This is a genomic window from Amycolatopsis sp. WAC 04197 (genome assembly GCF_003947475.1).
GTDB classification, from domain to species: Bacteria; Actinomycetota; Actinomycetes; order Mycobacteriales; family Pseudonocardiaceae; genus Amycolatopsis; species Amycolatopsis japonica.
Window position 1 is genome coordinate 332,565 of the sequence record NZ_QHJK01000002.1, and the last position, 13,082, is coordinate 345,646.

General features: G+C 69.4%; 12 protein-coding genes. 6 read left to right on the forward strand and 6 right to left on the reverse strand.

Going from position 1 to position 13,082, the window contains the following annotated elements:
- The first annotated feature begins 27 nt into the window (after positions 1 to 27).
- A complete protein-coding gene (locus DMC64_RS08725; RefSeq protein WP_125733143.1) occupies positions 28 to 900 on the forward strand; it encodes an ANTAR domain-containing protein in 873 nt (290 codons plus the stop codon).
- Here the strand turns inward: DMC64_RS08725 and DMC64_RS08730 are convergent.
- Positions 893 to 1,486, reverse strand: coding sequence for a hypothetical protein (locus DMC64_RS08730; protein ID WP_233629602.1), 594 nt, complete (start codon positions 1,484 to 1,486; stop codon positions 893 to 895). The two genes, DMC64_RS08725 and DMC64_RS08730, sit on opposite strands and share 8 nt — an antisense overlap.
- A 9-nt stretch (positions 1,487 to 1,495) precedes the next feature.
- Positions 1,496 to 2,335 (reverse strand): helix-turn-helix transcriptional regulator, encoded by an 840-nt coding sequence (locus tag DMC64_RS08735; RefSeq protein ID WP_125733144.1) that lies wholly within the window; start codon positions 2,333 to 2,335, stop codon positions 1,496 to 1,498.
- A 103-nt stretch (positions 2,336 to 2,438) separates the two neighbouring features.
- Between DMC64_RS08735 and DMC64_RS08740 the strand changes: the two genes are divergently transcribed.
- Positions 2,439 to 3,899, forward strand: coding sequence for an MFS transporter (locus DMC64_RS08740; protein ID WP_125733145.1), 1,461 nt, complete (start codon positions 2,439 to 2,441; stop codon positions 3,897 to 3,899).
- On the opposite strand, the gene DMC64_RS08745 is transcribed toward DMC64_RS08740, so the two are convergent.
- Positions 3,860 to 4,456 (reverse strand): nitroreductase family protein, encoded by a 597-nt coding sequence (locus DMC64_RS08745; RefSeq protein WP_125733146.1) that lies wholly within the window; start codon positions 4,454 to 4,456, stop codon positions 3,860 to 3,862. The genes DMC64_RS08740 and DMC64_RS08745 overlap by 40 nt on opposite strands.
- A 228-nt stretch (positions 4,457 to 4,684) precedes the next feature.
- Here DMC64_RS08745 and DMC64_RS08750 point away from each other — a divergent pair, with 228 nt between their 5' ends.
- Both DMC64_RS08750 and DMC64_RS08755 read left to right on the forward strand, forming a co-directional pair.
- The gene (locus DMC64_RS08750) at positions 4,685 to 5,950 is read left to right on the forward strand and encodes an aspartate kinase (RefSeq protein WP_037334984.1); all 1,266 of its coding nucleotides are present in this window, start codon (positions 4,685 to 4,687) and stop codon (positions 5,948 to 5,950) included.
- The gene (locus DMC64_RS08755) at positions 5,950 to 6,990 is read left to right on the forward strand and encodes an aspartate-semialdehyde dehydrogenase (RefSeq protein ID WP_037334986.1); all 1,041 of its coding nucleotides are present in this window, start codon (positions 5,950 to 5,952) and stop codon (positions 6,988 to 6,990) included. Before DMC64_RS08750 ends, DMC64_RS08755 begins: the two co-directional genes overlap by 1 nt.
- Before the next feature lie 249 nt (positions 6,991 to 7,239).
- Here DMC64_RS08755 and DMC64_RS08760 read toward each other — a convergent pair whose 3' ends face one another.
- Both DMC64_RS08760 and DMC64_RS08765 read right to left on the reverse strand, forming a co-directional pair.
- Positions 7,240 to 8,340 (reverse strand): DUF4034 domain-containing protein, encoded by a 1,101-nt coding sequence (locus DMC64_RS08760; protein ID WP_125733147.1) that lies wholly within the window; start codon positions 8,338 to 8,340, stop codon positions 7,240 to 7,242.
- 9 nt (positions 8,341 to 8,349) lie between these two features.
- The gene (locus DMC64_RS08765; RefSeq protein WP_125733148.1) at positions 8,350 to 9,849 is read right to left on the reverse strand and encodes a M48 family metallopeptidase; all 1,500 of its coding nucleotides are present in this window, start codon (positions 9,847 to 9,849) and stop codon (positions 8,350 to 8,352) included.
- Between the two features lie 238 nt (positions 9,850 to 10,087).
- Here DMC64_RS08765 and DMC64_RS08770 point away from each other — a divergent pair, with 238 nt between their 5' ends.
- Both DMC64_RS08770 and DMC64_RS08775 read left to right on the forward strand, forming a co-directional pair.
- Positions 10,088 to 11,278, forward strand: coding sequence for an RtcB family protein (locus DMC64_RS08770; protein WP_037334992.1), 1,191 nt, complete (start codon positions 10,088 to 10,090; stop codon positions 11,276 to 11,278).
- A 62-nt stretch (positions 11,279 to 11,340) separates the two neighbouring features.
- Positions 11,341 to 11,712 (forward strand): hypothetical protein, encoded by a 372-nt coding sequence (locus tag DMC64_RS08775; RefSeq protein WP_037336230.1) that lies wholly within the window; start codon positions 11,341 to 11,343, stop codon positions 11,710 to 11,712.
- Between the two features lie 73 nt (positions 11,713 to 11,785).
- On the opposite strand, the gene DMC64_RS08780 is transcribed toward DMC64_RS08775, so the two are convergent.
- Positions 11,786 to 12,928 carry an MFS transporter gene (locus DMC64_RS08780; RefSeq protein WP_125733665.1) on the reverse strand — a complete coding sequence of 381 codons (1,143 nt, stop codon included), beginning with the start codon at positions 12,926 to 12,928 and terminating at the stop codon, positions 11,786 to 11,788.
- Positions 12,929 to 13,082: the final 154 nt, after the last annotated feature.

Sequence of the window (13,082 nt, forward strand, 5' to 3'; positions counted from 1 at the left end):
GGGCGGTCGCGGGCGTACGCTCGCTTCATGTGGGACGGCACCGATGGCCGCTACGACCAGTCGGCCCTGCGCAGACTGGTGGAGGCCGAACGAGGGCGTGCGGATCGCGCCGCGGGGGTGGCCCGACGGCACGAAATCCTCATGGAAACGGCCGTCGAAACCATGCGACCGTTCCACCGGAGGATGGCGCGGCTCCACCGCGCCACCGAAGGCAGGCACCGGGCGGCGGCCGATCTGCACGCGGGTTACGTCGACGCGGTGAAAAACTGGGCCGCCGGGCGGGCGGACGTCCCGCCGGCGTTCCTGGCCGCGGTCGCCGAGAACGCCGGCGTCCGGAGCCTCGCGGTGACCTTGTTCAGCAGCCCCGGGACCGCGGCCGTCGTCGTTTCCGATCCCGTCGCCGCCAGGGCGAACGACCTGGAGTGCGTCTTCGGTGAAGGGCCCTCCCGGGAAATGCCCGGCGTGTGCGCCGAGCGGGAACTGTCGAGCCGCTGGCCCCGGTTCGGGCCCGCCGCGAGGGAAATCGGGGTCCGGGCGGTGGTGTCCGCCCGGCTGGGGCTGCGGGAAGCGCCGCTGGGCACCCTCACCGCGTATCGGCCGGAACCCGAACCGGACGCGGAAATCGCCCGTTCGACGGAACTGGTGGCCGACGCGCTCACCGCGACCGCGTTGCATCCGAGCACCCGCCTCGACGCCGAAGACGGCCTCCCCGTCCATCCGTTGTTCGGCGACCTGGACCTCGAGGTCGTGGTGCATCAGGCCACGGGGATGGTCATGGCCACCCACGACTGCACCGCGCCGGACGCGCTCGCCCTCATTCACGCGCGTGCCTACGCCCAGGACGAAAGCGTCATCGAAGTCGCCAGGACGATCGTGAACCGGACGTCGACGCTCAGCTGACACCGAGCCTTTCGTACGCCTCGACGGCGGCTTTCGGGTCGTCCGCCTGGAATTTCACGACGCGGACGGTCTCGGTCGCCCCGAGTGGCCGGGTCACGGTGATCGGCTCACGCAATTCGGCGACCAGGTTCGTCTCGTAGAAGTTGTCGTGACGCAGCCAGGTTTCGTCGCGGAACGCCTTCGCCTTGGCGGGATCGTGGCTTTCCTTCAGGTGCCGCAGCGCGACGATGTTCTCCCTCGGGATCCGCACGTCGTAGAACGAGCTGTAGCGCACTCGCACCTCGCGCGAAGAGATCACGTGCGGCCGGACGACGGTGCCGGCGTAGACCCCGAACACCAGCAGCGCCGAGTACACGCCGAGGACGAGCAGCAGGATGTCGACGACGAGACCGAAGTCGATCAGCCAGAAAAGCCCGGCTTCGAAGGCGCTCACCACGGCCAGGACGATGAAGATCGGCTTGCCGCCCGAGCCGTACGGCACCGCGACGGCGTCCCCGTCGATGCCGTCCTTCCGACCGGTCAGATACAGCCAGAGCCCGGCCATCGTGCGTGACTCGTTGCGGATCAACGCGCGAACTGCCCCCATAACCCCAGGTTAGCGATCGAACCGGGTCAAGATCTTCACCGCGTCGGCTGATGCCGGGTCCTTCGGGGTGTAGATCTCCAGCCGGTGGTCGGGGCTGTCGGGCTGGAGCCACACCTGATAGTCGACGCCGAGCGCGCCGACCGTCGGATGCCGCAACCACATGGCGCCGACCGTGCAGTCGGCGACGTCGCCGGTCGCCCAGAGCGTCGCGAACTCGTCGCTGCGCATGGTCAGCTCGCCGATGAGCGCCGCCAGCCGGGCGTCGGTGGGGTAGCGACCGGCGGTCAACCGCAGATAGGCGACGTGGACGCGGGCGAGCTCGGCCCGGTTCCGGTGCAGCTCGCGGGTGAGCGGGTCGAGGAAGAACATCCGGGGCAGCGACGGCCGCCGGTCCGGATCCTTCGGCGCGTCGAAGCCGACGTGTTCGGCCATGAGCGCGTGCCCGCCGTGGTTCCACGCGAGCACGTCGCCGCGACGGCCGAAGACGAGCGCGGGCACGGTCTCGCCGAGATTCTCCAGCAGCGCGAGCACCCGGGGATGCGGTTCTTCCGGGCCGGGATCGGACAGCTTCGGGAGCGAGGAACGCCGGGCGAGGTTGTGCAGGTGCGCGGTCTCGACGTCGTCGAGCCGCAGCGCGCGGGCGAGCGCGTCGAGCACCTGCTGTGAAGCGGTCTCGGCCAGTCCTTGTTCCAGCCGCGTGTAGTACCCGGCGCTCACCCCGGCGAGCTGGGCGAGTTCCTCGCGGCGCAGTCCGGGCACGCGGCGAGAGGTGCCGTAGGTGCGCAGGCCGATCTCGGCGGGGGTCACCCGGTCACGACGGCTTTTGAGGTACATGCCGAGGCTTTCCATGACTCCGAGCCTAAGTACTCCGCCCGCCGCGTGGGGGTACCCGCGAGGTGTACCCATGGCACGGGGATGGCTGCGGTCGCGAAGCCGGTACAGCGTCGAAGGCATGACACGACAGCACACCAGGGCCTGGTTCGGCCTGCTGGTGATCCTCTGCCCGGTGTTCCTGGTCTCGATGGACGGCTCGATCCTCTTCCTCGCGATGCCCAGGATCAGCCAGGCGCTCACGCCCACGGCCGATCAGGCGCTGTGGATCCTCGACGTCTACGGTTTCGCGGTCGGCTCGCTGCTGATCGCGTTCGGCGCCATCGGCGACCGGTACGGACGGCTGAAACTGCTGATGATCGGCGCCGCCGTGTTCGGCATCGGTTCGGCGGGCGCGGCCTTCGCCCCGAATCCGGGAACGCTCGTCGCCTTCCGCGCGCTGATGGGGCTCGCGGGCGCGACGCTGCTGCCGTCCGCGCTGGCCGTGCTGAGCGAACTCTTCCCCGATCCGCGACGACGGGCACGCGCCATCGGGATCTTCGCGGCCGCGTTCGCCGCCGGGTTCGCGATCGGCCCGGTCGTCGGCGGGGTGCTGCTGGAACGCTTCCCGTGGGGCTCGGTCTTCCTGGTCAACCTGCCGGTGATCGCGGTGTTCCTGGCGTTCGCGCCGGTGCTGTTGCGCGAGGTGCGGGCCGCCGGGACGGGCCGGGTCGACGTGCCGAGCGTTCTGCTCTCCGCCACCGGTCTCCTGCTCGCGATCTACGGGATCAAGCACGCGGCCGCCGACGGTCTCTCCGTCTTCTCGGTCGCCTCCGGGATCGCCGGTGCCGTGCTGCTGACGTGGTTCGTCCGGCGGCAGCGCGGTCTGGAGCATCCGCTGATCGAGTTCTCGCTGTTCCGCGACCGCGTCTTCACGATCGCGATCGTCACCGGGCTGGTGCCGTTGGCCGCGTGGTCGGCGGCCGCGTACCTGTCGGGGATCCACCTGCAGTCCGTGCTCGGCCTGCCCGTCCTGCAGGCGGCGTTGCTGGCGCTGCCCGGCGCGGCCGTCCTCACGGTCACGTGCGTCGTCACGCCCGCGCTGGTCGACCGCGTCGGCAAGCGAACCGCGCTGGTCGCCTGCCATTTCTCCATCGCCGCCGGGCTCGCGCTGCTGCTCATGACCGGGGTCACGGGCGGCGCGGGCTGGTACGTCGCGTCGACGGTGGTCGCCGGGATCGGCTACGGCATCTCGTTCAGCGTGGTGGCCGACACGGCCGTCGGCGCGGTGCCCGCCGAACGCGCGGGAGCCGCGGGCGCGATCGCCGAGACCAGCAACGAGATCGGCAACGCGCTGGGCATCGCGCTCATGGGCTCGCTCGCCGCGCTGGTGTTCCGCCTGGCGGGGCCGGATCTCGCGCCCACCCTCGGGGAAACCCTCGAAATCGCGCCCTCGGCCGCTCTTGACGCGAAGGAGGCCTTCGTCGCCGGCCTGCACACCGCCGTCGCGGTGCTCAGCCTGCTGCACGCCGGGCTAGGGGTTCTCGCTCTGCGATGGCTCCCTCACCCGGAGAAGGCGCTCGTGCCCCAAGCGTCGGCGTAGGCGAACTCGGCCAGGGGGATCCGCTCGCGCGGCGCTTTCTCGCGCTCGATCCGCCAGTCCTCTTCGAGCACCGACGGGTCCGCGGGGTGGCCGACCGCGATGGCGACCTTGGGGACGACGTCGTCGGGGAGGCCGAAGAAGTCCTTCGCCGCTTCGGCGGAGAAGCCCGCCATCTGGTGCGCGATCAGGCCGAGGTCGACGGCCTGGAGCACGAGGTTCTCGCTCGCCAGGCCCAGCCCGTACTCGGCGTACGGGACGTCGCCCTTCTCGTTCGTGGTCACCATCACGCCGATCAGCAGCAGCCCGGCGCGCTGCGCCCACGCGCGGTTGCCCGAGTTGAGCGTCGAGAGGATGCGGTCGAACGACGGCGTTCCGCGCAGGCCGACCAGGTAGCGGGCCGGTTGGGTGTTGCCGAACGACGGCGCCCAGCGAGCCGCTTCGAGCAGCGCGCGGAGCTGGTCTTCGGACACCGTGGCGGCCTCGTCGTAGGCGCGCGGGCTCCAGCGGTCGGCCAGGATCGACGCGATCGGGGTACTTGTCTCGGCGGGTTTGTGCACCGCCGGACCATAACAAGAGGGTGCTCTCCGTCACTAAAGTGAAAGGCCTCCGACTATTTCGTTGGTGTTAAGGAAGATTTACTTCGGGAAGTCCTCTATGTGGTGGTCAGGACCACTTACGAGGGTGGCGGGCGTGCGCGACCCCGGTAGGCTTTCGCCCAAATAAGGGACGCGGGGGCTCCTCGGTGCCCACGAGGAGCACGCCCGGCCCGTCGAGGAGGTTCGGGCGTGGCCCTCGTGGTCCAGAAGTACGGCGGTTCGTCGCTGGAAAGTGCCGACCGGATCAAACGCGTCGCGGAACGCATCGTCGCCACCAAGAAGGCGGGCAACGACGTGGTCGTCGTCTGCTCCGCCATGGGCGACACCACCGACGAGCTGCTCGACCTGGCTCAGCAGGTCAACCCGGCTCCGCCGGAGCGCGAGATGGACATGCTGCTCACCGCGGGTGAGCGCATCTCCAACTCGCTGGTGGCGATGGCGATTTCGGCCCACGGCGCGGAAGCCTGGTCGTTCACCGGCTCGCAGGCGGGCGTGGTGACGACGTCGGTGCACGGCAACGCGCGGATCATCGACGTCAGCCCCAGCCGCGTGACGGAGGCCCTCGACCAGGGCTACATCGCGCTGGTGGCCGGTTTCCAGGGCGTGTCGCAGGACACCAAGGACATCACCACCCTCGGCCGCGGCGGTTCGGACACCACCGCCGTCGCGCTGGCCGCGGCGCTGAACGCCGACGTCTGCGAGATCTATTCCGATGTGGACGGTGTGTACACCGCCGATCCCCGGGTCGTGTCCGATGCCCGCAAGCTCGACACCATCGCCTACGAGGAGATGCTGGAGCTCGCCGCGAGCGGATCGAAGATCCTGCACCTGCGCTCGGTGGAGTACGCGCGCCGCTACGGCGTCCCGATCCGAGTCCGTTCTTCCTACAGTGACAAGCCGGGCACCACGGTGACCGGTTCTATCGAGGAGATCCCCGTGGAACAAGCGTTGATCACCGGTGTGGCGCACGACCGCTCCGAAGCCAAGATCACGGTGACCGGCGTACCCGACACCACCGGTGCCGCCGCCCGGATCTTCCGCGTGATCGCCGACAACGAGATCGACATCGACATGGTGCTGCAGAACGTGTCCAGCACCTCGTCCGGCCGCACCGACATCACCTTCACCCTGTCGAAGGCCAACGGCGCCAAGGCCGTGCAGTCGCTGGAGAAGATCAAGGACGAGATCGGCTTCGAGTCGGTCCTCTACGACGACCACGTCGGCAAGGTGTCGCTCGTCGGCGCGGGGATGCGTTCGCACCCCGGTGTCACGGCGACGTTCTGCGAGGCGCTCGCGCAGTCGGGCGTCAACATCGAAATCATCAACACCTCGGAGATCCGGATCTCGGTGCTCATCCGGGACGCGCAGCTCGACGACGCGGTGCGCGCGATCCACGAGGCGTTCGAACTCGGCGGCGACGAAGAAGCCGTCGTCTACGCGGGGAGTGGTCGCTGATGCCGGAAGGTTTGCGGGTAGGCGTGGTCGGGGCGACCGGTCAGGTCGGCGGCGTCATGCGCCGTCTGCTGGCCGAACGGGGTTTCCCGGTCGCCGAAATGCGGTACTTCGCTTCGGCGCGGTCCGCCGGTTCGAAGCTTCCTTGGGGTGACGGGGAAATCGTCATCGAGGACGCGACGACCGCGGATCCGTCCGGTTTGGACATCGCGCTGTTCTCGGCGGGCGGCTCGACCTCCAAGGCCCAGGCGGAACGGTTCGCCGCCGCCGGCGCCACGGTGATCGACAACTCGTCGGCGTGGCGGATGGACCCGGACGTCCCGCTGATCGTCAGCGAGGTCAACCCGGAAGCGGTCAAGGAGGCGCGCAAGGGGATCATCGCGAACCCCAACTGCACCACCATGGCCGCGATGCCGGTGCTCAAGCCGCTGCACGCCGAAGCGGGTCTGGTGCGGCTGGTCGCCAGCACCTACCAGGCGGTCTCCGGCAGCGGACTCGCCGGCGTCGAGGAGCTGGAAGGCCAGCTCGCCGCGGCCGCGGCGAACGCGGGCGCCCTGACCCACGACGGCGCGGCGGTGACCTTCCCCGAGCCGAAGAAGTACGCGCGGCCCATCGCGCACAACGTCCTCCCGCTGGCCGGGTCCATTGTGGACGATGGTGAGTTCGAGACGGACGAGGAGAAGAAGTTCCGCAACGAGAGCCGCAAGATCCTGAGCATCCCGGAGCTGCGGGTTTCCTGCACCTGCGTGCGGGTGCCGGTGTTCTCGGGGCACTCGATCTCGATCAACGCCGAGTTCGCGCAGCCGCTTTCCGTCGCCCGCGCGACCGAACTGCTGACCGGCGCGCCCGGCGTCGAACTGTCGGACATCCCGACCCCGCTGCAGGCCGCCGGGCAGGACCCGTCGTACGTCGGGCGACTGCGGACGGACCCGGGTGTCGACGGTGGTCGCGGCCTGGTGCTGTTCCTGTCGAACGACAACCTGCGGAAGGGCGCGGCGCTCAACGCCGTGCAGATCGCGGAACTGGTCGCCGCGAACTCCTGACCCGTGCCAGGAACGGTCCTTTCCTTGCGAAATTTGCCAGGAAAGGACCGTTCCTTGCATCCGCCGGTCCGTCTTCGCGTGGTGAAATGACCGATTGATCACCATATGCACGGGTTCTCGCGGGGGTCGTGAGTGTTAAAGAGGGTTAGAACGACCATTGCCACTCACGACCCCCCGGTGAACCACCCGGGCCGCCTTCGTGTCCCTTGTGGACGGTCGGGGGTCGCGCGCCGAGACGCATTCAGAGGACTAAACGCGCGCAGCACCAGCACAGGCGGCATACCGCGTAGCGAGGAACTCGCCCCGAGGATCCCCGCTGTAGGACCACACCCCGCCGTCCGCCCGCGTCCCCAAGTGCCGGAACTGCTCGACGGCCTCGTCGAACCGCCCGTTCTCCACCAGCGCCTTCGCCAGGTACGCCCGGTCTCCCCGTTTCTCCGGATAATCCTCGCCGTCGAGCAACGCCAGGATCCCGTCGAGCGCGCCGGACACCCGCGGCGAACGCCAAGCGGGAACGTCCTGGAACTCGGCTTCGTGCGCCGCGACCAGCAGCAGCGGCGCCAGGTTCGGCGACTCCGCGGCCGCGGTCTCGGCGAACTCCCACATCAGCTCGTTCGAGCCGAACCACTTCGCGCACCAGTACTGCAACGCCCGCGAGTGCGCGCCGCGGTGCCGCGGGTCGCGGGCGACGAGTTCCGCCCAGACCTTCCGGTACTCGTCGTTCTCGTACTGCCGTCCCATCGCGATCGTGAGCGCGGTCACCCACGGCGTCGGGTCTTCGGGAGCGAGCCCGGCCGCCTCGTGCACGGCCTCCTCGGCCTGCTCCAGCACCCGGAAGAACGCGGCGAACTGCTCCTGCGTGACGTGCTTCGCCTGCAGTGAGCTGCGCACCTCCCAGGCCACGTCCACCAGCGACGCCGCGTTGACGAGCACCGCGCCCGGGTCGCCGGGGCGGGCCTTCCGCCACGCGCGCAGCCACTCGTCGTCCTTCGCGGCGGCCTCGCCGAGCGCGCCGGTCACCTGATCGCGGCGAGCCCAGTTCTCCCAGGTCGACGCCAGCAGCGCCGCGGCGCCTTCCCAATCGCCGCGGGCGGTCGACTCCTGCACGGCGAGGATCTCCCCGTCGGTCCAGTACTCCTTGGCCGACACCTCGCCGTCGGCCGGGAGGCCCCAGCGCGTGACGTCCGGGATCCTGCCCTTGAACTTGGGCTTCTCCGGCGGCAGCAGCGCGGCGAACTCTTCGGGCGTCAGCACGTTGTTGAGTTCGTCGATGCTGACGCCGCGCCGCTTCGCCTCCTTCATCACGGCGAACACGGCCTTGCGCTGACGGGATTTGAGCAGCCAAAGCATGAAAACTCCTTAAGAACGAACAAGTGTGAGAGTCGGCCGGTAGCCGGCGGGCACCCCGGCGGCCGTCAGCAGCGCACGCAGCGGCGCGGTGTCGGATTCGGCGGCGGTGGCCTGGTCGAGCGCGGGCTCCAGCCCGTCTTCCAGCGGCTCGTCCACGGTGAACGGCGCCGGTCCTGACCACGAAAGCGACCATCGCCCCGCGCCGACGTCGGTGAGCGCCGCGTGGACGACGACCGCCAGCCGACGGCGGACCGAGACGACGGCGAACTCCCGGCGGGCGCGCGGACCGGCGCCGGCGGGCGGCGCCGCGTCCGGATCGGCGAGTTCTTCGTGCCTGCCCGCGTCGAGCAGGTCCAGCGCCATGTCGAGGGTGCGTTCGCCCAGGATCTCGGCGGCGGCTTCGGCGGCGGCGTGACGACGGCCGATGGCGACCAGCGACTGCCAGTCCGTCCGCCGTTTCGTGCGCGCCTCGTCGGAGAAGACGGTGAACAGCGCCTCGTCGAGCATCTTCTCGGCGCCGGTCAGCAATTCGGTCGCCGGATGTTCGCCGCCAGGGCGGACCGGGAACCGGGTGCCCGCTTCGAGCGTCGCGACCCGGTCCCGGGTGGCCGGATGCGTGTCCCACCGCGAGGTCTCGTCCTCCGACGGGTTCCGGCGCATCTCCTCCATCTGCTCCGCCCTGGTCGGGTCGGTGAGCAGCGCGCGGTAGCCCTCGCCGAACCGGTCCGGGAGATACCCCGCCTCCCAGCCGATCGCGGCGTAGTTGTTCATGAAGAACCGCCAGGTGACGGCCAGCGCTTCGATCTCGCGCAAGGCCGAAGTCGCCGCGTCGGTACCCGCGAGCCGCGCCGAGACGGCGTCGGCCGCGAGTTCCTGAGCCCGGCAGACACTCATCGAGACGACGAAGTACAGCTTCGCGTACTGCTTGAAGAGCCAGCCGACGAAGCGTTCGAAGTAGCCGTCGCGGTCGAGGCCGTTGACGACCCGCGCGATCGACTTGCGCCCGCGATAGGTCAGCGCGGCGAAGCGGGTGTCCTTGTTGCTGTAGTGCCCCAGTTCGTGCGCGAGCACGGCGCGGAACTGGTCCTGGCGCAGGCCCATGATCAGCGGGACCCCGATGATCATGCGGCGGCGCAGCACCCGCAGCCCGAGCCACGAGGTGCGCTCGGTGACCGCGGCGTTGACGTCCGGATCGAGGTAGATCTCGTCCGGCGGGCGGGTGCCCGCCTCGGCCGCGAGTTCCCGGACCAGCGCCCAGAGGGCGGGCTGGGACTCCGGCGTCACCTGGACGCCGGGTACGTCGTCGTCGGTCGCCCGCTCGACGGTGAGCAGGGTCTTCAGCAGGATCCAGCCGACCGGCACGGTGATGATGCCGAGCTTCACCGCCGCGATGACGTTGTGCCCCAGCGCCAGCACCTCGAGCGCCACGATCCCGCCCACGAACGCGAGTACGAGCAGCGGAAACCCCGCCAGCAGGACGGCAGCGAGCAGCCCACGAAAAGACTTCACTGTGAAACGGACCTTCCCCAGAGTTGGTGTACCCCCGACACCGAGCGCTCATTGTGCCCGAAGCGCCTCTCGCGGCCGATCACTTTTCGAATACGATCGAAGACTTCGGGATGAACATCACCCCGGCGCACGTCGTCGCATGTGGACTGTCCATTGTGGAGCGGATAATTGCCTTGTCCGGTTCGCCCGATCGGTGCATTCTCGACGACGACAAAACGTTTTCCACGAAAGGAAAGTCATGTACACGGCGGTCGAAGGCTCGCGGGTTCCGATCCGGATGTGGGCGGACCCCGCATCGGTCGAGGACCAGGCCATGCGACAGCTGCACAACGTCGCCAACCTGCCGTGGGTGCACGGCGTCGCGGTCATGCCCGACGTCCACTACGGCAAGGGCGCGACCGTCGGCAGCGTGATCGCGATGCGCGACGCGGTGTCCCCGGCCGCCGTCGGCGTGGACATCGGCTGCGGGATGAGCGCGGTGCGGACCTCGCTCACCGCCGCCGACCTGCCCGACGACCTGCTGAAGCTCCGCCGCCGGATCGAATCGGCCGTCCCGGTCGGGTTCGGCCTGCACAAGACCCCGGTGAACCCGGCGAAGGTGCACGGTGTCGGTGGCTGGGACGCCTTCTGGAAGTCCTTCGGCGACCTGCATCCCGGCGTCCAGGATCTGCACGACCGCGCGTCGCGCCAGATCGGGAGCCTCGGCGGCGGCAACCACTTCATCGAGGTCTGCCTCGAACAGGGCGGCGAGGACGAAGGCCGCGTGTGGCTCATGCTGCACTCCGGTTCGCGCAACATCGGCAAGGAGCTCGCGGAACGGCACATGGCCGTCGCGCGGAAGCTGCCGCACAACGCGGATCTGCCGGATCCGGACCTCGCGGTGTTCGTCGCGGGCACGCCGGAGATGCAGGCGTACCGGCGCGACCTGTTCTGGGCGCAGGACTACGCGGCGCGCAACCGCGCCACCATGGTCGCGCTCGTGAAGCAGGCGCTGAAGGACGTCGTGCCGCAGACGACGTTCGACGACGCGATCAGCTGCCACCACAACTACGTCGCCGAGGAGACCTACGACGGCGTCGACCTCCTGGTGACCCGCAAGGGCGCGATCCGCGCGGGTTCGGGCGACCTCGGGATCATCCCGGGCAGCATGGGCACCGGTTCGTACATCGTGCGCGGCCTCGGGAACGCGTCGTCCTTCCAGTCCGCGTCGCACGGCGCGGGCCGCCGGATGTCGCGGAACAAGGCCAAGAAGCTGTACACCGCCGAGGACCTCGCCGCGCAGACCGCCGGCGTGGAATGCCGCAAGGACTCCGGTGTGGTGGACGAGATCCCGGCCGCGTACAAGGACATCGAGACGGTGATCAAGGCGCAGACGGACCTCGTCGAGGTGGTCGCGCACCTCAAGCAGGTCGTCTGCGTGAAGGGCTGAAACGTGGGTGGTGTGCCGGGGAACCCGACATACCACCCACGTTTCTCGCTAATGTGGTTTTCATGAAGAGGTTGGGAATCGCGGCGCTCCTGGCGGCCGCCGGACTCGCGCTGGCGGGCTGCAGCGAGGTCACGAACGCCGTCGATCAGACGAACAAGGCCGCGACGAAGGTCGGTGCCTGCGCCGAGGCGCTCAGCCTCGCCGACCTCAATCCGGACCCGGCGACGATCAAGGAACGCGCCGCGGACAAGGAGAAGCGGCTGCGTGAGCTGGCGAACAGCGTCGGCGAGCAGAACGTCGCGAGCGCGCTCACCGGCATGGCCGACTCGTATCTGCAGGTGCAGAAGGAGAACATCCAGGACGCGGGCAAGATCGCGGACTGGACCAAGCGCAACCTCGACCGGCTCGACGCCCTCCGGAAGGTCTGCGCCTAGCCCCCTCTCGCATTTCGTCCTCTGAATGCGGTAGTTGGCGATGCCAACGATCGCGTTCAGAGGACGAAACGCATCAGGAGGAGGTAAGCGCGGGCACCCGGGCGGGTGTCGGGGACCGGCGCCAGAACAGGCCGACCGAAGCGATCGCCAGCGCGCCCAAGGCCGAGGCCGTGAACCCCCAGCCGGGGCTCGAATGGTCGATCACGAACCCGATGATCGGGCTCCCGATCGCCAAACCGATCCGGCTGGCCGCGTCCAGGAGGCCCATCGCCTCGCCGCGCACCCGCGGCGGCGCCGCCGCGCTGACCGTCTCCGTGCTCGCCGCGAGCGTCGGCGCGCACAGCACGTTGCTCGGGAAGAGCACGATCGCCAGCAGCCACCACGGGTGGTCGATCAGCCCGACCGGCAGCGTCAGCACCGCGAGCAGCACCATCAGCGTGCCTTGCGAAAGCGACCGCCGGACCGCGCCGTGGATCGCCCCGCCGAGCACGGACGCGACGCACATCAGCGTGATCAGCAGCCCCGACCAGGCGATGTCCCCGCTCGCGCGCAGGGTCGCCAAGGCGGCGAGCTCCATGCCGACCAGGCAGAACAACGCGCCCGCGGCGATGAACATCGCCATCACGAGCCGTCCGGTGAGCCAGCTCCGCACGGGCGGCCGCTCCCCGGAGAACACCTCGGCGTCGGCCTCGGCGCGGATCGGCGGGTTCTGCCGGTAGATCAACGTCGCCGAAAGCGCGAAGCAGACCCCGATACCGGTGAGCGCGTAGACCGCGGGCAGCTGCGTGATCGCCATGATCCCGGCCGACGGCCCGATCATGAACGACGCCTCCACCAGGATCGTGTCGAGCGAGTAGGCCGCTCGCCGCTGCTCCAGCGGCACGAGCGCGGTGAGCACCAGCCGCGCGAGCGTTCCCGCGGGCACCGACAGCACGCCGGCGGGAAGCGCCACCGCGAGCAGCACCTGATACGGCAGATGCGGCGCGCTGATCCAGAACGTCGACGAGGCCGCCCCGCAGATCGCGACCACCGGCCGCAACCCGTAGCGGTCGACGTACCGGCCGACGAGCGGCGCCCCGATCGCGCTGCCGAGGGTGGTGGCGGCGCCGATCAGCCCGGCCGCGCCGTAACCGCGGCCGAGGTCGTTGACCACGTACAGCGTCATCGTCACGCCCATGGCCGTCATCGGGAGCCGGGCCAGGAACATCAGCAGCATCGAGCTGGGAACTCCGGGCACGGCTAACACGCGACGATACGGAGCGAGGGCCATGGAACCGATGAGAACGTAACTTGGTACGCGCGTGCAAGTTTTTTTTCGGGAGGTGCGGGTCACCCGGTCCGGGGGGTTTTCTTGACTGATTCCAGATTAG